This window comes from Micromonospora sp. A200, assembly GCF_029893845.1.
Lineage (GTDB): Bacteria > Actinomycetota > Actinomycetes > Mycobacteriales > Micromonosporaceae > Micromonospora > Micromonospora purpureochromogenes.
In genome coordinates this window covers 62,553-81,497 of sequence record NZ_JARXXY010000001.1, presented here as the reverse complement: position 1 = coordinate 81,497, position 18,945 = coordinate 62,553, and the positions used below count along the sequence as shown (strand labels likewise).

Genomic DNA, 18,945 nt, shown 5'->3' with positions numbered 1-18,945 from the left:
GAGGAAGACCGTCACCTAAGGTGAGGCCATGGCCGCTCGCGCACACCGCCACTCACCGCTGGCGATGATGGTGCTCGCCCTCCTGGTCGAGCAGCCGATGCACGCGTACCGGATGCAGCAGCTCATCCAGGAGCGCGAGAAGCAGGACGTGGTCAACGTCGCGCAGCGCAACAGCATCTACCAGGCCATCGAGCGGCTGCGGCGCGACGAGCTGGTGCGGGTCAGCCACACCGCCCGGGACGAGCGACGGCCGGAACGCACGGTCTACGAGCTGACCGACGCCGGCCGGCGGACGCTGGACGGCTGGCTGGTCGAGGCGCTGGCCACCCCCGCGCGCGAGTTCCCCGAGTTCCCCGCCGCGCTCTCCTTCCTGCCGCTGCTGCCACCGGCCGAGGCGGCCCGGCAGCTGGAACGACGCGCCGAGACCCTCGCCGCGCGGCTGCGCGAACGCGAGGCCGTCCTCGCCCGGGTCGACCTGCCGCGGCTCTTCCTGGTGGAGGACGAGTACCGGCTGGCACTGCTGCGGACCGAGCTGGACTGGGTTCGCGGCCTCGCCGCCGACCTGCGCGCCGGGACGCTGGCCTGGTCCGGCGAGTGGCTGGCCGGCTGGACCGGCGGGGCGGACGGCGCCCGGGAGTGACCGGTGTGGCGAACGCCACCTGACGCGTCTGACCGATCGGTCAGGCTCTGACCGATCGGTCAGGCATGCTGGAACGCATGGCACGGACGACCCCGCAGACCCACGGCGAGATCCTGGCCGCGGCGGCACGGCGGTTCGCGGTGACCGGCTACAAGGGCACCTCGCTGCAGGACATCGCCCGTGCGGTCGGCTGTTCCAAGGCGGCCGTGCTCTACCACTTCGCCAGCAAGGAAGCCCTGCTCGCCGAGCTGATGGCCAGGCCGATCGAGGTGCTGCGGCAGCTCGACGAGCGGATCGCCGCCCTCGACGGCGCCGCCGCCCAGCGCGCCGCCGCCGAGGGCTTCGTGGACCTCGCGGTCCGTTTCCGGCGGGAGATCGCGCTGCTGCGCGGCGAGTTCCCCGAACTGCTGGCGCAACCGGCCTTCGCCCACGTCCAGCGCATCTCCGAACGGCTGCTCGACGCGCTCGCCGGGCACTGCGAGGGCCCGGGCGGCCGGATCGCGGCGATGGTCGTGCTGGCCGGGGTGCCGGAGGCGTGCGCCGAGTTCGTCGACGTGCCCGACGACGAGTTGCGCCCCGCCCTGCTGGCGATCGCCAACCGGGCGCTGGCACCGCTCGACCCACCCAACCCCGAATGAGGACAAGGATCTGATGGCGACCCTGCTGTACCGGCTCGGCCGGGCCTCATTGCGCCACCGGCGACTCGTCGTCGCCGTCTGGCTCGTCGTACTCGTCGGCCTCGGCCTCGCCGCGGCGACCCTGCGCGGCCCGACGGCGAGCAACTTCACCATGCCCGGGACCGAGTCGCAGCAGGCGCTGGACCTGCTGGCCGAGCGGTTCCCGGCGGCCAGCGGCGCCACCGGGACCATCGCGGTCAAGGCGCCGGCGGACGGCCGGCTCGCCACGCCCGAGGGGCAGGCGGTGGTCAAGGGCGTCGTGCAGGAGGCCGCGACCCTGCCCGGCGTGGTCGGCGCCGTCGACCCGTTCCAGGTCCAGGCGGTCTCCCCCAACGGCCGGTACGCCCTGGTGCAGGTGCAGTTCGCCAAGGGCGCCGACGAGGTCACCGACGACCAGCGCGAGGCGTACGAGAAGGTCGGCGCGCAGGCCGAGGCGCAGGGCTGGCAGGTCGCACCCGGCGGCGAGGTGCTCAACACCGAGCCCGAGGTCGGCTCCACCGAGGCGCTCGGCGTGCTGGTCGCCGCGATCGTCCTGATCATCACGTTCGGCTCGCTGGTCGCCGCCGGGATGACCATGCTCAACGCCCTGATCGGCGTCGCCGTCGGCATGGCCGGCCTGTTCGCGCTCAGCGGCGTGGTCGAGCTGACCAGCACCGCGCCCATCCTGGCCCTGATGCTCGGCCTGGCCGTCGGCATCGACTACTCGCTCTTCATCACCTCCCGGCACCGGCAGAACCTGCTCGACGGGCTGGAGCCGGACGAGGCGGTCGGCCGGGCGGTGGGCACCGCCGGCTCCGCCGTCGTCTTCGCCGGCGCCACCGTGGTCATCGCGCTGGCCGGCCTGGCCGTGGTCAACATCCCCTTCCTCACCGTGATGGGTCTGGCCGCCGCCGGCACCGTCACCGTGGCGGTGCTCGTCGCGATCACCCTCCAGCCGGCGCTGCTCGGCTTCGCCGGCCGCAGGGTGCTCCCCCGCAAGCTGCGCCGGGCCGACGCCGCGCCGGCCGCCGGCGACACCCCGCCCGCCGAGGACCGCTCCGGCTTCGGCTTCCGCTGGGCGCACTGGGTCACCAAGCTGCGGATCCCCGTCATCCTGGTCGGCCTGCTCGGCCTCGGGCTGCTCGCGCTGCCGGCGCAGGACATGCGGCTGGCCCTGCCGGACGCGGCCACCGCGCCCGAGGGCAGCGCGGCCCGGGTCAGCAGCGACGTCATCCGCGAGGGCTTCGGGCCCGGCTTCACCGGCCGGCTCGCCGTGGTGGTCACCTCGGACTCCCCGCAGGACACCGCGGCCGCCGTACCGCAGGTCACCGCGCTGATCCAGCGCACCGAGGGCGTGCTGGCCGTGGCCCCGCCGCAGGTGGACCCCTCCGGCCGGACGGCGCTGCTCGGCGTCATCCCCAGGACCGGGCCGACCGACGCGGCCACCGAGACGCTGGTCCACGACATCCGCGACGGCGTCGGCTCGATCGGCAACGCCGAGGTGCTGCTCACCGGCGTCACCGCGATCGGCATCGACGTCTCCGAGAAGCTCTCCGACGCGCTGCCGGTCTACCTGCTGCTCGTCGTCGGGCTGTCGATCCTGCTGCTGATGCTGGTGTTCCGCTCGATCCTGGTGCCGGTCAAGGCGGCGCTGGGCTTCCTGCTCACCGTGGCCGCCACCTTCGGCATCACCGTCGCGGTGTTCCAGCAGGGGCACCTGGCCGACCTGGTCGGGCTGGACACCCCGGGCCCGCTGATCAGCTTCCTGCCGATCCTGCTGATCGGCATCCTGTTCGGACTCGCCATGGACTACGAGGTCTTCCTGGTCTCCCGGATGCGGGAGGACTTCGTGCACGGCGACACCCCACACCAGGCCACCATCAACGGGATGGGCCACGGCGCCCGGGTGGTCACCGCCGCCGCGCTGATCATGATCTCGGTCTTCGGCGGCTTCGTCTTCCTCGACGACCCGGTGATCAAGTCGATGGGCTTCGCGCTCGCGATCGGCGTCGCCATCGACGCCTTCGTGGTGCGGATGACCATCGTGCCGGCGGTGATGTCGCTGCTCGACCGGACGGCCTGGTGGCTGCCCCGCTGGCTGAACCGGGCACTGCCCAACGTGGACATCGAGGGCGAGGGGCTGCGCGCCCACCTCGACCGGGAGCCGGTCGACGCCTGACCGACGGGGCCTGCCCGGCCGGCCTACACGCCGGCCGGGTAGGTCTCCATCTCACCCATCGCGCTCAGCGCCGGCAACGGATGCAGCGCGGTGGTCTCGTCGCACCAGATGAACCCGTCGTACCGCTCGGCCAGCCGGGTCGGCACGTAATTGCCCCAGGACTCGAACGTCGGGTCGTAGACCACCCCGATCGCCCGGTGGTCGACGGTGCCGGTGATCCACTCCGGCTCGTCAGTACCGCCGAAGACCAGCACCGCGCGCTCCGGCATCAGCTCGTGCAGCCGCCGCTCCACCGAACCCTCCCGGGCCGGCGGCACCACCATCGCCTCGGCCGGCGAACCCCAGCGCGGCGCGGCGACGACCGTCCCCCGGTAGCTGCCGAAGCCGACCAGCACGACCCCGTCGCGGCCCAGCCGTTCCCGGCCCAACTGGCCGATGTTCACCATCCCGTCGGCGGCCATGTCGGTGGCCCGGGCGTCTCCCACGTGCGTGTTGTGCGCCCAGACGATCCCCCGCGCCTGGGGGCCGTAGTGCTCCAGCAGGCGGTCCAGGGTGTCCGTCATGTGGATGTCCCGCACGTTCCACGACTCCGGGCCGCCGCGCACCATCGCCCGGTAGTAACGCTCCGCGCCGGCCACCACCTCCGCGTTCTGCCAGGCCGCGAAGGCGTCCGGGCCGTCCGAGGCGGCGTGTGCCCGGGTACGCGCCAGCAGGCGTACCACCTCCTCCTCGCAGCGCGCGGAGACGAACCGGCTGGCCGCGCCGTACTCCTCGACCTGCTTGCCGTACGGCTCGAAGCAGCGGTAGGCCTCCTGCGCCGCCTCCAGCGACTGCGGGTCCTCCTCGCCGAGGTAGTCGAAGATGGCCTGCATGGACTCCCACAGGCTGTAGACGTCCAAGCCGTGGAAACCGGCCCGCTCCCCCGCCGGGCGTTCCATGTTCCAGGCCCGCAACCAGCGGCAGAACCGGTTCACCTCGGCGTTCGCCCACATCCAGGTGGGCCAGCGTTCGAAGCATTCCAGCGCGAGCCGCGGGTCGGCGGCGCCGCCGGGCGCGCCGGTCACCGACCGGTTCACCCGGTCGCAGTCCGGCCAGTCGCCCTCCACCGCCACGAAGGAGAAGCCGTGCTCGGCGATGAGCCGGCGGGTGAGCTGTTCGCGCAGCCGGTAGTAGTCGTAGTTGCCGTGCGTCGCCTCGCCGATCATCACCACCCGGGCGTCCCCGACACGCGCCAGCAACGGATCGAAGTCGCTCGGCGCGCCGAGCCGCTGAACCAGCATGTCCGCGGCTACCCGGCGGGTCGGCGACCAAACTCGGACCGTGCCCGCGGGCGTCGATGGCCGTCCCGGTCCCACCCCTGGAACCGGTCACTTTCGCCGATTGCGGTGTGCCGGCGCGCAGGACGGGTAGCCGGGCGGCATGACCGTCACCGGGGCGCAGTTGCAGGACTACCTGGCCGGGCTCGACTACCCGGTCTCCCGCGAGGACCTGGTCCGCTGGGGTCAGGAGAACGGGGCCAGCACCGAGCTGTTGCAGATGTTGCGGGCGTTGCCCGTCGAACAGTTCAACGACCCCGCCGAGCTGCACGAGGCGCTCGCCACGCTCGCCTGAGCCTGCCTGGCTCAGGGCAGGCGAGCCCGTGGGTGCCGATCGCGCGGGTCGCGGGCGTGCAGCAGACGGAACAGGACCAGCCACTGCTCCGGCCAGACCAGCCCGACCGGCGTGGCCGGGTCGAGCCGGGCGGCCCGGAGCGCACCGTCCACCCGGCCGCGCGGGTGCGCCGTGCGCAGCGAGGCGGCGAGCGAGCCGCCGGCGCCGCCGAACCCGAGCTCGACCATCCGCCGGTACGCCGGCAGCGCCGCCGGGGGCAGCAGCGGCTCGGGGCGGCGCTCGATCCGCAGGATCCCACCGTCGACGCCGGGCACCGGCCGGAACGCGGCACGGGGCACCCGCCCGGCCAGCCGCCAGTGGTGTTCCGGCCAGGTGAGCACGGTCAGCCTGCTCCACCGGCCGTGGTCGCCGGTGCGCTTGCGGGCGTACTCCAGCTGGGTGAGCAGCGTCGCGGCCCGCAGCCCGGGGGCGGCCAGGCACCAGCGGACCACCGCGGCCGTCAGCGACCAGGGGATGTTGCCGACCACGGAGAACGGTTCGTCCGGCGGCGGCGCGGCGAGGAAGTCCTCCTGCCGGTGGCTGACCTGGGGCAGTTGGGCGGCGAGGGCGGCCAGGTCGCCGGCGGTGGCCGGGTCCACCTCGTACGCGACGAGCCGCGCGCAGCGGGCGGCGAGCGGACGGGTCAGTTGACCCCGTCCCGCGCCGACCTCCAGCAGCAGGTCGTCGGGGCCGGGCCGGGCGGCCCGGACCAGCCGCGCGACGGCAGCCGGGTCGGTCAGGAAGTTCTGGGACAGTACGCGACGGGACCGGTCGCGTGCGGTGGTGCGGGGTCGGCGGGGCGCCACGGGGATCGTCCTGTCTGTCGCCGGCCGGCGACGGGTACGGACAGGCGCACGGCGGGCCTGTCCGAGCGGATCGGGACTCGGACGACCCTGGAGATTCGGCGTGGGACGCGGAGGGTGCGCCCGCCGACCGCGAGGTGTCAGCGGTCAGCGGCGTGGCGGCGCCGGGTGCGACGCGACGCACCGGCCCCGGTCGGTGGACCGGTCGGCGACGGTGCGGAGGTCAGGTCAGGCGCGGTGAGCGTCCCGGCCGGCCAAGGCCGGGCGCCGGACTCGCGGGCGGGCAACCAGGAGGAGGCCCCGCACGGCCGGCGCGGCGGCCACGTCGATCAGGGCATGCGTGAACATGTCGGCCAGGCTAGCGGCGGGCCAGCCGACCCGCGAGGGGGTTTCCGGAACCGCCCCGGGTCGTCGCCATCCGCCGGTCACCTGGCTGTTCGACTCGCCGAGTCGCCACCGAGGTTGCCGGCTGCGGGCCGGCGGCTGTCGGCGGCTCGCCCGGGCTACGGAGGGTAGCGTCCGCCCCCCACTCCCCACAGCGAGCGATATACCTGTGAGGCATAAATATGCCTCACAGGTATATCGCTCAAGACTCATATGCCCTGGGATCGGCGACACGCCCGGCCGGCACCCACCGGCCGGGGTCAGGGACCGGCCGGACCCGGGAAGGGGCTCAGATTTCGACGGTGCGGCCCTCGGCGCGGGCGACCTCGGCGGCGGACAGGATCTCCACCACCTCCCGACCGAAGCGCACGTCGCAGCGATGGTCCCGGGTGCCGGCGTCGATCTCCTCGAGGAGCTGGTCGATTGCCGTGCCGAAGGCGGTGATGGCGTCGCCGTCGCCCGGTGGCACCGCCTCGGTGCCGTTCTCGCCGAAGAAGACGAAGTCGCGGGTCGTCGCCTCACGAGGCGCGTCGAGGGTGAGCGAGATCGCGCTGGTGGCGCCGCCGACGTGGGTGAGCAGCAGGTGGACCAGGCCGCTCGGGCCGTTCATCGCGGCCACCCGGGTGACCCGGCCGAGCACCGGCAGGATGATCGACAGCGCGTGCGGACCGATGTCCCAGAGTGCGCCGTGCTCGATCCGCCACTGGGAGTCGCCGTACGGGCTGCCGGGCTGGTAGATCGAGGCGAACATGGTCGCCCGCGCGTGCTGCCAGCCGCCGGCAGCGGCGGTCGAGGCGAGGAAGCCGGTGACGTTCGGGTGGTAACGCTGGGTGAAGAAGACCACCGAGGCCACCCCGGACTGCTGGGCGGCGGCGACCACCCGGTCGGCGTCGGCGAGGGTGAGCGCCAGCGGCTTGTCCAGCAGCAGGTGCCGGCCCGCGATGGCGGCGCGTACGGCGAGGTCCGCCTGGATGTCGGGCGGAAGCGCCACGGCGACCGCGTCGCACTCGTCCAGCAGCGCGCCGACGTCGCCGAACGCCGGTACGCCGTGCCGGTCGGCCAGCTCGGCGGCCCGCTCCGGGTTGCGTCCCCAGACCCCGACCAGTTCGGCGCGCGGGTGCGCGTCGATCGCGGCGGCGTGCGTCTCCGCCGCCCAGTGACCGGTGCCAAACAAGCCGAACCGCAGCACGAGTACCCCCGGTGTCGTCGTCCGCCACGGCGGTGCCGTGGCGTGATCCAACCTAGTCGTCCCCGGCCGGGCACGTCCGGCCGACCTGGCCGAGTGACCGGGGCGAGGGCGATTACTACGACGGTTAGTAGGCTGTGCCGGTGACCGAGACTCCGACGGTGTGCCCGCGATGACCAGCGCAGCCTCAGCCGGCTCGCCGGTGGACGGGATCCTCGCGACGGCAACGATCGTGCTGTCGCTCGTACTGGCGCTCTGGAGCCTGGTGGCGACGCTGCGCCACCGCGCGCCGGACCGGCTCCAGTTCGTCGGCCTGGCCGTGCTGGAGGTGGCGCTGCTCGCGCTGGCGGTGGCGGCGCTGGTCGCGCTGAGCGGCGGCGAGCGCCCGGGCGAGCCCGGCGCCTTCTTCGGCTACCTGGTGACGCTGGTCTGCCTGCCGCCGCTGGCCTGGGTGCTGGCCCGGATGGAGCCGACCCGCTGGGGCTCGGCGATCGTCTGCGCGATCTGCCTGGTCACCCCGGTGGTCGTGGTCCGGCTCCAGCAGACCTGGGAGATCCTCGGTGGTTGAGACCGGCACCTCCACGCCGGCCACGAACAAGGGTCCGGGTCGGCTGCTGATCGCGGTCTACCTGCTCTTCGCGATCGCCGCGACCTCGCGGGCCGGGCTCCAGATCGCCACGAAGTTCGACGAGGCTCCGGTGGCGTACCTGCTCTCCGCGCTGGCCGCGGTGATCTACATCGTCGCCGCCGTCGGGCTGGCCCGCGCCGGTCACGCCGGCCGCCGGGTCGCGCTCGCCTGCTGCTCGGTGGAGCTGGCCGGGGTCGTCGGGGTGGGCCTGCTGAGCCTGGTCGACAAGGAACTCTTCCCGGACGAGACGGTCTGGTCCGGATTCGGCAGCGGCTACGGCTACATCCCGCTCGTCCTGCCCATCCTCGGCCTCCTCTGGCTCTACCGCACCCGCCACACCCCCACCTGACCCCGCGACCCCGCGACCCCGCCCTGCGGCCGCACTTTCGGAGAAAGCGTGGCCTTGGAAGCCGAAATGGCCACTCTTTCTCGGAAAGAGCGGCCATTTGGTGGTGCGGCGCGGGGTGGGGGTCAGTCCTTGGGGCCGCCGGCTACGTAGATGACCTGGCCGGAGACGAAGGACGCGCCCTCGCTGGCGAGGAACGAGATGGTGTGGGCGATGTCCTCCGGGCGGCCGCAGCGGCGGACCGGGATCTCCGCGGCGGCGTGCTGCTGCAACGCCTCGAAGTCGACCTTCATCCGGGCGGCGGTCGCGGCGGTCATATCGGTGACGATGAAGCCCGGCGCGACCGCGTTGACCGTCACGCCGAACGGGCCCAGCTCGATGGCGAGCGTCTTGGTGAAGCCCTGGAGGCCGGCCTTAGCCGTCGAGTAGTTCGCCTGGCCCCGGTTGCCCAGCGCCGAGGTGCTGGAGAGGTTGACGATCCGGCCCCACTTCCGGTCGACCATGTGCTTCTGGGTGGCCTGGCTGAACAGGAACGCGCCGCGCAGGTGCACGCCCAGCACCGTGTCCCAGTCGGCGTCGGTCATCTTGAACAGCAGGTTGTCGCGGAGCACGCCGGCGTTGTTGACCAGCACGGTCGGCCCGCCCAGCTCGGCGGCGATCCGCTCGACGGCCGCCTCGACCTGGGCCCGGTCGGACACGTCGGCGCCGACCCCGAGCGCCCGGCCGCCGTCGGCGGCGATCGCGTCCACGGTCTCCTTCGTCGCCGACTCGTCGATGTCGACCACGGCGACGGCCATGCCGTCGGCGGCCAGCCGTCGGGCGGTGGCCGCGCCGATGCCGCGCGCGGCTCCGGTCACGATGGCGACGCGGGGCTCCTCCGACATGATTACCTCCCGGTAACTTGTGGGTCGATCGAAGGAGCTTAACCCAGGGGTACGCCCACCCGGACCGGCCCGCGGCGGCGGTCCGCGCCGCCGGGCGCGGGCCGGCTCTGGAGAGCACATCGGACACCGCCGGGCCCGGCCGAAGGTCGGGCGGGAGGGTCAGATCGCCTCGCTCCGGCAGAGCCGGATCCAGCGGTAGCCGTAGCCGGCCAGCTTGAGGTTGTCCAGCTTGCCCACCTCGCCGTACCCGCGGTCGGAGAGGACGTCATTCGGCAGGTCCGCCTCGGGCGCGAGCATGCTCAGGTCGACCTCGACGTCCTCGGTGCCCAGGTTGTGCAGGAAGACCATCGTCCCGGTCGGACCGTCGGCGCGGTGCGCCAGCACCCCGGCCGGCATCGGCACGTCGATGTGCGTCGTCACGCCCGAGCCGATCTCGGGGGCCTCGCGCAGCGTACGGATCATCCGCTCGAACCAGGCCAGCAGCGACTTCGGGTCACGGCGCTGGGCCGTCACGTTGACCTTCTCGTAGCTGAACTCACCCTTGTCGATCACCGGTCGGACCAGCTTCTCCGGGTCCGCGGTGGAGAACCCGGCGTTCGGCTTGAACGACCACTGCATCGGGGTGCGGATGGCCTCCCGGCCGGGCAGCGACAGGTCCTCGCCCATCCCGATCTCCTCGCCGTAGCGCAGCACCGGCGTGCCGCGCAGCGAGAACTGCAACGCGTACGCCAACTCGATGCGGCGGCGGTCGTTGCCGAGCATCGGGGCCAGCCGGCGCCGGATGCCCCGGTCGTAGATCCGCATGTCCTCGTCCGGGCCGAACTCGGCGTACACCTGGTTGCGCTGCTCGGCGGTGAGCCGGGATAGGTCGATCTCGTCGTGGTTGCGCAGGAAGGTGGCCCACTGGCCGCCGACGGGCAGCGCCGGGGTGTCCCGCAGCGCCTCGATCACCGGCTCCGGGTCCTGCCGGGCCAGGGCCAGCATGAGCCGGCCGTTGAGCATGAAGTCGAAGAGCATGTGGATCCGGTTGCCGGAGCCGCCGGAGTCGCCGAAGAACGTGGGCAGCTGGTCCGGCTCGACGTTCGCCTCGGCCAGCAGGACCGCGTCGCCGCGCCGCCACTGCACGTGCTGGCGCATCTCGGTGAGGAACTCGAAGTCCTTGGGCGAGTTGGGGTTGCCCGGCTCGGTCAGCTCGATGATGAACGGCACCGCGTCCATCCGGAAACCGGAGACGCCGAGCTGGAGCCAGAACGACATCACCTTCTTGATCTCCGCGCGGACCTCAGGGTTGGCGAAGTTGAGGTCCGGCTGGAACGTGTAGAACCGGTGGTAGAACCACGCCTTCGCGGTGCGGTCGTAGCTCCAGGTCTCGTTCTGCTCGCCAGGGAAGACCATGCCCTGGTGCCGGTCGTCCGGCTCGGTGTCGGACCAGACGTACCAGTCCCGGTACGGCGAGTCGGGCGACGAGCGGGCGGACTGGAACCAGGGGTGCTCGTCGGAGGTGTGGTTGACCACCAGGTCGATGATCACCCGAATGCCCCGGTTCTGCGCCTGGTGCAGCAGCTCCGCGAAGTCGCCGAGGGTGCCGAAGCGGGGGTCCACGTTGTAGAAGTCGGTGGCGTCGTAGCCGTCGTCCCGGCCCGGTGAGGGGTGGATCGGGTGCAGCCACAGGCAGGTGACCCCGAGCCGGGCCAGGTAGTCCAGCCGGCCGATCAGCCCTCGGATGTCACCGACCCCGTCGCCGTCGGAGTCCGCGTACGTGTCGATGTCGAGGCAGTAGACGACGGCCTCGGAGTACCACCTGTCACCCATGCCGACCTTATGTCTCCGATCGGCCGTCGCGGCAAACGCGAGGCCGTGGTCGCCGTCCTCGGATCGGCGCCGTCCGGACGGGTACGGTGCCGGCATGGGCGAGGACGAGACGCTGCGGGACGTCGACTGGACCGCCGGTCGCTGGCTGCGCGAGCCGGTACGGGTCGAGCGGACCGACGCGGGTGACCTGCTGGTGGAGCCGGGCGCGGAGAGTGACTTCTGGCGGCACACCAGCTACGGGTTCGTGCACGACGACGGGCCTGCCCTGCTCGCCCCACTGCCCGGCGGCAGTGCCGTCGAGGTGAGCTTCCGGCTGGACTACGGCGAACAGTTCGACCAGGCCGGGGTGCTGGTCCGGGTGGACGAGCGGAACTGGGTCAAGGCCGGGGTGGAGGTCAGCGACGGCGAGCCGCAGCTCGGCGCGGTGGTCACCCGGGAGGTCTCCGACTGGTCGGTGGCGCCGGTGCCGGACTGGGCCGGGCGCGAGGTCACCGTCCGGGTCAGCCGGGACGGTGATGCGCTCACCGTCCGGGCCCGGGTGGACGACGAGCCGTGGCGGCTCGTCCGGCTCGCCCCGCTCGCCCCGGAGTCAGCGGCGTCCGCCGGACCGTTCTGCTGCTCGCCGACCCGGTCCGGGCTGACCGTCCGGTTCACCGGCTGGCGCCAGGGCCCGGCCGACCGCGAACTGCACCCCTCGACCTGACCCCCACCGGCGACCCGCCTGCCGGCGACGCGCTCCGTCGCGAGTTGCGGCGTGTCGCGGTGTCCCGGGCGACCGATACCGCGACACGCCGCAAGGCGGGCAGGTCGGCGGGCGGATCGGGTCTGAGCGGGTGGTCAGTGGGGCGGGTCACCGGCAGGTGTGGGGGTCGGATGCGCGGGTACGACTCTCCGATCCCGGCAGCTCTCGGAAGGACGCCCATGGCTCTCGCCCAGAACGTCGACCCGAACCAGTTCACCGGGCTGACCGGCTGGGTGGCCAGCGTCATCGACTCGCTGGGCGCGGTCGGCGTCGCGCTGCTGGTGGCCCTGGAGAGCATCATTCCGCCGATCCCCAGCGAGATCGTGCTGGCGATGGCCGGCTACCTCGCCAGCGAGGGCCGTTTCCACCTGGTGGTGATCGTGCTCGCCGCGACGGTCGGCTCGCTGCTCGGCGCGCTGGTGCTCTACTGGCTCGGCGCGGCGCTGGGCGAGGAACGGCTCAAGCGCTGGCTGGACCACATCCCGCTGGTGGACTCCGACGACCTGGAGAAGGCCGACCGCTGGTTCGACCGGTACGGCCGGTGGGCGGTGCTGATCGGCCGGGTGGTGCCGGTGGTCCGCAGCCTGGTGTCGGTCCCGGCCGGGGCGAACCGGATGCCGCTGGGTGAGTTCGTCCTGTTGACCACGCTGGGCAGCGGGGTGTGGAACACCCTGATCGTGGGGCTGGGCTACGCGCTCGGGTCGCGCTGGGAGGACGTCGACCGGTACAGCAGCTGGTTCAACTACGCGATCTTCGCCGTCTTCGCCGTCATGATCGCGAGCTGGGTGGTGAAGAAGGTCCGCAAGCGGCGGGCGCGGCGCGACCGGCAGTCGGTGACCGCCGGTCGCTGACCGCGACGCCGTCGCTCAGTACTTCGCGGTGATCGAGGTGAACTCCCAGTTGTTCTGGGCGATGCCGGAACAGTTGGAGACCACTCCCCCGCCCGGGCAGGGGCGGTCCCGGTTGACCGACCAGAAGGTGAAGCGGGACAGGCCGCGGGCCTTGGCCCAGTCCCGGATCTGCGTCCAGGTGGCCGGGGAGGTCAGCTCCTGCTGGTCGGAGAGGCCGTTCATGCCGGAGATGCCCATGTGCGCGTACGCGGTGGCGTCCGACCAGCCGAAGGCCGTCTTGAGCGCGTTCTTCAGGCCCTCCGCCGCGTTGACGGTGTTCTGGTACATGTTCGCGCCACCGCCGAAGTCGAACGGCATGATGGTGAAGGTGTCGATGTTCGCGCCGAGCGCGGCGGCCTGGTTGATCAGCCGGGTGCCCCAGTAGTTCGGCCCGGTGGTCGAGGTGCCGAACGTGATGATCGTCTTGATGCCCGGGTTGTTCTGCTTGACGATCTTCAGCGCGCCGAGGATCCGGTCCTGCACCACCGCGTTCTCGAACTCGTCGCTGTTCTCGATGTCGATGTCGATCGCCTTCAGCCCGAACGCGTTGATCACCTGCTGGTACGCCCCGGCGAGCGCGGCGGCCGAGGAGCAGTTCGGGCCGAGCTTGTTGCCGCTCCACCCGCCGATGGACGGGATCACGTCGCCGCCGGCGGCCCGGATCGCGGCGATGGTGCTGGCGTGCGCGCCGCCGGTGAGCGGGCCGCTGCCGTCCCAGGCCGGGGTGCAGCCGCCGCCGGAGAGGACGAACGCGATGGTGAACCACTTGACCCCGGTCGCCCCCATCACCGTCGACGGCGCGGGCGGGTCGCCCCAGCCCGGGTAGAGGTAGGGCGCGGCGGCCATCGGAGCGGTGCCGCCGGTGCAGCCGGTGGTGGTGGCGGAGACCGGCGCGGACTTCGCCGACTCACCGGAGGAGTTGTACGCGGCCACCGTGTAACTGTGCGCGGAGCAGGCGGCCAGCCCGCTGACCGTGGTCGAGGTGCCGGTGAGGGTGGCCCGGACGGTCGAGCCCTCGTACACCCGGTAGCCGGTGACCGTGCCGCCGACGGCGTTCCACGCCAGCGCGATCGAGGAGGCGGTGGTGCCGGTGACCCGCAGGCCGCCGGGGGTGGCCGGGGCGGACGGGTTGCCGCCGCCTCCGGTGCAGGAGCCGCCGTTGACCGTGCAGTTGGTCGGGTCGCCGTTACCGCTGACCACGAAACCGAACGAGGTGCTGGCACCCGGGGCGAGGGTGCCGTTCCAGGACTGGTTCACCGCGGTCACGTGCTGGCCGGAGGTGGTCAGCCGGGCGTCCCAGAAGGTGCCGAGCGAGCTGCCGGCGGGCAGGTCGAACTGCACGTTCCAGGAGCTGATGCTGGCCGAGCTGTCGTTGGTGACGGTGAACTTCGCCTCGTACCCGCTGCCCCAGCTGGCGGTGCGGACGAAGGCGGCGGTGGCGGCGGACGCGGCCGGTGGGGCCACGACGGTGGCCGCGACCAGGGCGGCGGCGAGCGCGACGGCGAATGTCGCCACGCGTGGGGAGCGGAGTTTCACGGTGGCCTCCAGGGACCTGTGGTGGGGGACCGCCCGGGGGTGGGCGGGGTCGCCGGCCCGCAGGAGGCGGGTCGGTGGGGCGGGAGGACCGGCCCGGCCGCTGCGGTGGGCCGGCGGTGCGGACGGCCCGGCCGGGCGTGGGCCGGGTGCGGCCTTGCCGGCCGGGGGTGGGCCGGGTGATGCGGACTTGCCGGCCGGGGGTGGGCCGACGGTGCGGACGGACCGGCCGGGGGTGGGCCGGGTGGTGCGGCGTGGCCGGTCCGCGGGACGGCGGACCGGCCACGCCGGTCAGGGCAGGGTGGCCAGGTGCGGCTTGACGGTGCGGGCGAAACCGTTGCCGTTGCTGACGTCCCAGTTCACCGACCAGGTCATCGCGCCCCGGATGCCCGGGTAGGTGCGCGGCGGCCGGAAGCTGCCGCAGTTGGTGCCGCGGGCCAGGCAGTCCAGGGCGGCGTTGACCACGCTCGGCGCGACGATGCCACCGCCGGCGGCGCCCGGCCCGGCGGGCAGGCCCAGGCCGACCTGGTCGGGGCGCAGCCCCGCCTCCAGCTGGATGCAGGCCAGGGCGACGATGAAGTTCACCGTGCCCTGTGAGTACGCGGCGTTCTGGTCGCAGCCGAGCATCGCCCCGGAGTTGTAGAACTGGGTGTTGACCACGGTGAGGATGTCCCGGATGTCCAGCGCCAGCTTGAAGTAGCCGGTGGTGGGCGACTGCATGTCGATGGTCTGCGGTGCCATCGCGATGATCAGGCCGGCGCCGACCTTCGCCCGCAGCGCGCGCAGCGCCTGGGCCATGTACGTCGGGTTGAGCCCGTTCTCCAGGTCGATGTCGACCCCGTCGAAGCCGTACCGGCGGATCAGCGTGTGCACGGTGTCGGCGAAGGCGGTGGCCGAGGTGGCGTCGTTGACCGCGACCCGGCCGGTCTCGCCGCCGACGGAGAGGATCACCTTCTGGCCGCGCGAGCGCAGGGTCTGCACGTCGGCGGTGAACTGCGCGTCGGGGTAACCGCCGAGTGCGGCGGACAGGCCGGGGTCGACGGCGAACGCGACCGCGCCGGGCGTGGCGGTGGCCTCGCCGAAGGCGACGGCGACGATGTCGTACTCGGCGGGCACGTCGCGCAGTCGCAGCTCGACCGCGGGGTTGTCGAAGTTGTGCCAGTAGCCGGTGAGCAGGTGCTTCGGCAGCCCGCCGGTGGGCGGCGGCGGGGTGGTGGTGGGCGGCGGGGTGGTCGGCGCCGGGGTGGTGGGCGACGGCGTCGGAGTGGTCGGCGTCGGGCTCGGCGGGGTGCTGCCGCCACCGCAGGGCGCCCCGTTGAGCAGGCAGTTGGTCGGCGAGCCGGTCCCGGTCCCGAGGAAGCCGAACGACACCGAGGCGCCCGGGGCGACGGTGCCGTTCCAGGACCGGTTGGTGAAGGTGTACCGCTGGCCGGAGCTGGTGAGCAGCGCGTCCCAGTAGCTGCCGACGGTGGTCCCGGCGGGCAGGTCGAAGGAGACGGTCCAGCCCGAGATGGTGCTGGCGCCGCCGTTGGTGATCGTGTACTTCCCCTCCCAGCCGCTGCCCCAGTCGGCGGTCTTGACGAAGCTGGCGGTCGCCCCGGCCGCGTACGCGGGCAGCGCGACCCACGCCGCGCCGAGGGTCGCGACCAGCGCGGCGACCAGGGAGAGGAGCAGGGTTCTGGAACGCGTCATGCGACCCTCCGGACTGCGATCGATCCATGGATGTCGACGTGCGCGCTTATTATTAAGACTGTTAACTGATTCTGTCCAGAGTGGCCGACCCATCGATCGGGGCCCGCGTCGCTCGACGCGGGCCCCGGGCGCGCTCAGCGCCGGAAGGTGAACCAGTTGACGTTGACGAAGTCGGCGCTCTGGCCGCTGCTGAAGGTCAGGTAGACGGTGTGCCGCCCGGTCGCCGCGGCGACGTTGCCGGGCACCGAACGCCAGCTCTGCCAGCCGCCGGTGTTGGCGATGGCGAAGCTGCCGATCGGCGCGCTGGTCGGGCTGTCCAGGCGCACCTCGACCAACCCGCTCACCCCGCCGGCCGCCCCGGAGGCCACCCGGGCGACGAAGTCGCGGGGCGGGGTCGCGCCGAAGTCGACGTTGTCGTAGCGGACCCAGTCACCGCTGCGCACGGCGCCGATGTTCTGCCCGCCCTCGGCGCACGCCTCGACGATCACCCCGTTCTGCGCGGTGAACGCCTCGGCCTGGATCGTCCCGTACGCGTCGACGCCGCCGGACGGCGGCGGGGTGGTCGGCGGTGGCGTGGACGTGCCCCGCCGGTAGACGGCCACGTAGTCGACCAGCATCGACCGGCCGGAGACGGTCGAGGCGGTCGGCGTGGCGTAGCCGGCCACCCCGTTCGGGAACGCGCCACCCATCGCGACGTTGAGCAGCAGGAAGTAGCCGGCATGGCCGGTCATCTGGGTCCAGTACGGCTCGCCGACCTGGTTCTGGCCGACGGTGTGGAACAGCTGTCCGTCGACGTACCAGCGCAGTTGCTGCGGAGCGACCGAGGCGTCCCACTCGAAGCGGTAGGTGTGGAAGGCCGACTGGCAGGTGCTGCCGGGGCAGGGCCGGGAGTTGCCGAGGCCATTGAACTCGTTGCACGGGCCGCCCGGGGCGTACCCGCAGTGCAGCACGCCCCAGACCTGGTTCAGCCCGTTGACGTTCTCCATCACGTCGAACTCGCCGACGCCGGGCCAGTTCTGGTAGTTGCCCCGGTACGGCGAGCCGAGCGCCCAGAACGCCGGCCAGTAGCCGGCGGCCTGCGCGCCGGTGACGTTGGGCATCTGGATCCGCCCCTCGATGGCGAGCACTCCCCCGGCGGGCGGCTTGAAGTCGGTGCGGACGGTCTCGATCCGCGCCGAGGTCCACCGCCCGGCGCCGTCGCGGATCGGGGTGATCCGCAGGTTGCCGGCGCCGTCATGGGCGAGGTTGCTGGTGCTGGCGGTGTACGTCTGGATCTCGCCGGTGCCCCAGTTGGCCGGGCCACCCGGGTAGCTGGTGCCGGTGTCGATGATCCAGTTGGCCGAGGACGGCAGGGTGCCGGCGGAGCCGGTGAAGTCGTCGCTCCACATCAGGCTCCAGCCGGACGGGGGCGGCGGGACGGCGGCCTGCGCGGTCACGGTCACGCCGGTCAGTGCGGTGGTGGCGACGGCCAGCGCGACGGCCAGCGGGAGCCGTCGGCGCGACCGGGGTGGGCGGGGGGCGGCGGAGGCCGCCGGGGCAGGGTTCATCGGGGGTGCCTCTCTGCGGGGGACGGGTCGAGAGAGCGCTCTCTGACAGCGATTTGTACGCCGCCGAGCGGACAGATGTCAACGCTTGTCGATGGATCCCGGCTGCGGGCGGCGCAGCGTCACCTGCTCCAGCGCCGTCCACGCCGTGGTGGCCACCAGGTAGATCACCGCCGCCAGCGGCACCACCAGCGCCACCAGCACGGTCACGTACGGCAGCAGCGGGATCAGCCGGCCCAGCGTGGCCGCGCCCGGTCCCTCGATCGGCGTACCGGCCACCGTGCCCGTCGACGCCGCGGCGCGCTTCGCCCGCCGGGAGGAGAACCAGGCCAGGCCGGTCAGCACCGCCAGCAGCAGGCCGAAGACCAGCACCACCGGGCCGGAGAGCCCGTCGCCCAGGTGCCAGCCCAGCGGCACCCCGCCCAGCCGCTCGTCGAGCAGCCCGCCGCCGCCCTCACCGGTGGCGAAGAGCCGGTACATGACCAGGAAGAAGGGCGCCTGGAGCAGCGCCGGCAGGCAGCCGGCGATCGGACTGGCGCCGGCCTTCCGGTAGAGCCCGAACAGCTCGGACTGCAACCGCGCCGGGTCGTCGGCGTACCGCTGCTGAAGCTGGCGGACCTCGGGGGCGAGCGCCGCGCGGCGCCGCTCCCCACGGACCTGCGCCAGGGTGAGCGGCGAGATCAGCAGCCGGACGGCGATGGTGAACAGGACGATGGCGGCGGCGGTGGCCGTCCCGCCGGTCAGCGGCGCGAGCGCGTCGGAGAGCCAGGTGACGGCGGCGCCGGCGGCAGCCACCGCGTCGTGCACGGGTGAGAAGGCGAGCATCAGGTGACCCCTCGGTCCGATCCCGGATGTCCCCCGGCCGGGGCCGGTGGGACGGATGACGACGGAATCGGCCGGGCGGCGACGCGCGGGATCAGCCCGCGACCGGACGCCACCCGGCCGAGGGACGCCACCCCGGGGCCCGGGGACGGGGCCGGCCGGCCGCGTCCGGATCGACCTGGCGCGGCACCCGCCGGCGCCGGGCCCGCTCCCGCAGGCCCACCGCCCGCCGGCCACCCCGGGCCGGGCCGCCCACCCGGCGGGGACGCGCCGCCAGCAGCGTCGCGAGCAGCAGCGCGGCCACCACCGCCGCGCCGGCGAGGAGCTCCGCCGGACGCTGCCCGAGCAGCGTCAGCTCGGTGAGCACGTACGCCCACAGACCCGTCACCGCCACCAGCAGACCCGGCACGGGATCAGCCTAGGGTCCGCCGTCCACCCCACCGGCGGGATCGGCGACACGCCGCCCCGACGCGCCGGTCCGGCGTTTTCCGTCGCCGCCACCCTGGGTAACCAGAGCCCCGACCGGCGCGGACGGACCGTGACCGGGGCGAACG

The 18,945-nt window shown here is 73.1% G+C and carries 18 protein-coding genes; 8 read left to right on the top strand and 10 right to left on the bottom strand.

All coding sequences use genetic code 11. The features are described from left to right. Positions 1-28: 28 nt before the first annotated feature. From M2302_RS00380 to M2302_RS00370, 3 genes are all read left to right on the top strand, one after another. Positions 29-640, top strand: a complete 612-nt coding sequence (locus tag M2302_RS00380) for a helix-turn-helix transcriptional regulator (protein WP_280835967.1) — start codon at positions 29-31, stop codon at positions 638-640. A 77-nt stretch (positions 641-717) separates the two neighbouring features. Further along, positions 718-1,278, top strand: a complete 561-nt coding sequence (locus tag M2302_RS00375; protein ID WP_280835966.1) for a helix-turn-helix domain-containing protein — start codon at positions 718-720, stop codon at positions 1,276-1,278. 13 nt (positions 1,279-1,291) lie between these two features. Continuing rightward, the gene (locus M2302_RS00370) at positions 1,292-3,475 is read left to right on the top strand and encodes an MMPL family transporter (RefSeq protein ID WP_280835965.1); all 2,184 of its coding nucleotides are present in this window, start codon (positions 1,292-1,294) and stop codon (positions 3,473-3,475) included. A gap of 23 nt (positions 3,476-3,498) precedes the next feature. On the opposite strand, the gene M2302_RS00365 is transcribed toward M2302_RS00370, so the two are convergent. After that, positions 3,499-4,755 (bottom strand): erythromycin esterase family protein, encoded by a 1,257-nt coding sequence (locus tag M2302_RS00365; protein WP_280835964.1) that lies wholly within the window; start codon positions 4,753-4,755, stop codon positions 3,499-3,501. A 139-nt stretch (positions 4,756-4,894) separates the two neighbouring features. Here M2302_RS00365 and M2302_RS00360 point away from each other — a divergent pair, with 139 nt between their 5' ends. Then, a complete protein-coding gene (locus M2302_RS00360) occupies positions 4,895-5,086 on the top strand; it encodes a DUF2795 domain-containing protein (RefSeq protein WP_210778133.1) in 192 nt (63 codons plus the stop codon). Positions 5,087-5,097: 11 nt separating this feature from the next. Here the strand turns inward: M2302_RS00360 and erm are convergent, their stop codons facing one another. Further along, the gene (gene erm, locus M2302_RS00355; protein ID WP_280835963.1) at positions 5,098-5,931 is read right to left on the bottom strand and encodes an ErmE/ErmH/ErmO/ErmR family 23S rRNA (adenine(2058)-N(6))-methyltransferase; all 834 of its coding nucleotides are present in this window, start codon (positions 5,929-5,931) and stop codon (positions 5,098-5,100) included. A 670-nt stretch (positions 5,932-6,601) separates the two neighbouring features. Further along, positions 6,602-7,501, bottom strand: coding sequence for a Gfo/Idh/MocA family oxidoreductase (locus tag M2302_RS00350; RefSeq protein ID WP_280836231.1), 900 nt, complete (start codon positions 7,499-7,501; stop codon positions 6,602-6,604). Between the two features lie 169 nt (positions 7,502-7,670). On the opposite strand from M2302_RS00350, the gene M2302_RS00345 reads away from it, so the two are divergent. Together M2302_RS00345 and M2302_RS00340 are read left to right on the top strand one after the other, a co-directional pair. Then, positions 7,671-8,066: a hypothetical protein gene (locus tag M2302_RS00345; RefSeq protein ID WP_280835962.1), complete on the top strand. Its 396-nt coding sequence runs from the start codon at positions 7,671-7,673 to the stop codon at positions 8,064-8,066. Next, positions 8,059-8,475 (top strand): hypothetical protein, encoded by a 417-nt coding sequence (locus M2302_RS00340; RefSeq protein ID WP_280835961.1) that lies wholly within the window; start codon positions 8,059-8,061, stop codon positions 8,473-8,475. The genes M2302_RS00345 and M2302_RS00340 overlap by 8 nt, the downstream gene beginning before the upstream one ends. Before the next feature lie 122 nt (positions 8,476-8,597). Here M2302_RS00340 and fabG read toward each other — a convergent pair whose 3' ends face one another. Further along, positions 8,598-9,356: a 3-oxoacyl-ACP reductase FabG gene (gene fabG / locus M2302_RS00335; RefSeq protein ID WP_280835960.1), complete on the bottom strand. Its 759-nt coding sequence runs from the start codon at positions 9,354-9,356 to the stop codon at positions 8,598-8,600. 159 nt (positions 9,357-9,515) lie between these two features. Then, entirely contained in the window at positions 9,516-11,168 is a 1,653-nt protein-coding gene (locus M2302_RS00330) for an alpha-amylase family protein (RefSeq protein WP_280835959.1), read from the bottom strand. A 94-nt stretch (positions 11,169-11,262) separates the two neighbouring features. Between M2302_RS00330 and M2302_RS00325 the strand changes: the two genes are divergently transcribed. Together M2302_RS00325 and M2302_RS00320 are read left to right on the top strand one after the other, a co-directional pair. Then, a complete protein-coding gene (locus M2302_RS00325; RefSeq protein ID WP_280835958.1) occupies positions 11,263-11,871 on the top strand; it encodes a DUF1349 domain-containing protein in 609 nt (202 codons plus the stop codon). A 218-nt stretch (positions 11,872-12,089) separates the two neighbouring features. After that, the gene (locus M2302_RS00320) at positions 12,090-12,761 is read left to right on the top strand and encodes a DedA family protein (RefSeq protein WP_280835957.1); all 672 of its coding nucleotides are present in this window, start codon (positions 12,090-12,092) and stop codon (positions 12,759-12,761) included. A 15-nt stretch (positions 12,762-12,776) separates the two neighbouring features. Here the strand turns inward: M2302_RS00320 and M2302_RS00315 are convergent, their stop codons facing one another. The 5 genes from M2302_RS00315 to M2302_RS00295 form a co-directional block, all read right to left on the bottom strand. Beyond that, positions 12,777-14,315, bottom strand: coding sequence for a cellulose binding domain-containing protein (locus M2302_RS00315; protein ID WP_280835956.1), 1,539 nt, complete (start codon positions 14,313-14,315; stop codon positions 12,777-12,779). Positions 14,316-14,624: 309 nt separating this feature from the next. Then, positions 14,625-16,025 (bottom strand): cellulose binding domain-containing protein, encoded by a 1,401-nt coding sequence (locus M2302_RS00310; protein WP_280835955.1) that lies wholly within the window; start codon positions 16,023-16,025, stop codon positions 14,625-14,627. 134 nt (positions 16,026-16,159) lie between these two features. Next, positions 16,160-17,572 carry a carbohydrate-binding protein gene (locus tag M2302_RS00305; protein WP_280835954.1) on the bottom strand — a complete coding sequence of 471 codons (1,413 nt, stop codon included), beginning with the start codon at positions 17,570-17,572 and terminating at the stop codon, positions 16,160-16,162. A 78-nt stretch (positions 17,573-17,650) separates the two neighbouring features. After that, a complete protein-coding gene (locus tag M2302_RS00300) occupies positions 17,651-18,394 on the bottom strand; it encodes a YidC/Oxa1 family membrane protein insertase (RefSeq protein ID WP_280835953.1) in 744 nt (247 codons plus the stop codon). A 91-nt stretch (positions 18,395-18,485) separates the two neighbouring features. Next, the gene (locus tag M2302_RS00295) at positions 18,486-18,800 is read right to left on the bottom strand and encodes a DUF6412 domain-containing protein (RefSeq protein WP_280835952.1); all 315 of its coding nucleotides are present in this window, start codon (positions 18,798-18,800) and stop codon (positions 18,486-18,488) included. Between the last annotated feature and the right edge of the window lie 145 nt (positions 18,801-18,945).

Bases quoted from the DNA above. Each gene is read 5' to 3' on its own strand.
- M2302_RS00380 (WP_280835967.1), top strand. From the start codon at position 29: ATGGCCGCTCGCGCACACCGCCACTCACCGCTGGCGATGATGGTGCTC.
- M2302_RS00375 (WP_280835966.1), top strand. From the start codon at position 718: ATGGCACGGACGACCCCGCAGACCCACGGCGAGATCCTGGCCGCGGCG.
- M2302_RS00370 (WP_280835965.1), top strand. From the start codon at position 1,292: ATGGCGACCCTGCTGTACCGGCTCGGCCGGGCCTCATTGCGCCACCGG.
- M2302_RS00365 (WP_280835964.1), bottom strand. From the start codon at position 4,755: ATGCTGGTTCAGCGGCTCGGCGCGCCGAGCGACTTCGATCCGTTGCTG.
- M2302_RS00360 (WP_210778133.1), top strand. From the start codon at position 4,895: ATGACCGTCACCGGGGCGCAGTTGCAGGACTACCTGGCCGGGCTCGAC.
- M2302_RS00345 (WP_280835962.1), top strand. From the start codon at position 7,671: ATGACCAGCGCAGCCTCAGCCGGCTCGCCGGTGGACGGGATCCTCGCG.
- fabG (WP_280835960.1), bottom strand. From the start codon at position 9,356: ATGTCGGAGGAGCCCCGCGTCGCCATCGTGACCGGAGCCGCGCGCGGC.
- M2302_RS00330 (WP_280835959.1), bottom strand. From the start codon at position 11,168: ATGGGTGACAGGTGGTACTCCGAGGCCGTCGTCTACTGCCTCGACATC.
- M2302_RS00325 (WP_280835958.1), top strand. From the start codon at position 11,263: ATGGGCGAGGACGAGACGCTGCGGGACGTCGACTGGACCGCCGGTCGC.
- M2302_RS00320 (WP_280835957.1), top strand. From the start codon at position 12,090: ATGGCTCTCGCCCAGAACGTCGACCCGAACCAGTTCACCGGGCTGACC.
- M2302_RS00310 (WP_280835955.1), bottom strand. From the start codon at position 16,025: ATGACGCGTTCCAGAACCCTGCTCCTCTCCCTGGTCGCCGCGCTGGTC.
- M2302_RS00305 (WP_280835954.1), bottom strand. From the start codon at position 17,572: ATGAACCCTGCCCCGGCGGCCTCCGCCGCCCCCCGCCCACCCCGGTCG.
- M2302_RS00300 (WP_280835953.1), bottom strand. From the start codon at position 18,394: ATGCTCGCCTTCTCACCCGTGCACGACGCGGTGGCTGCCGCCGGCGCC.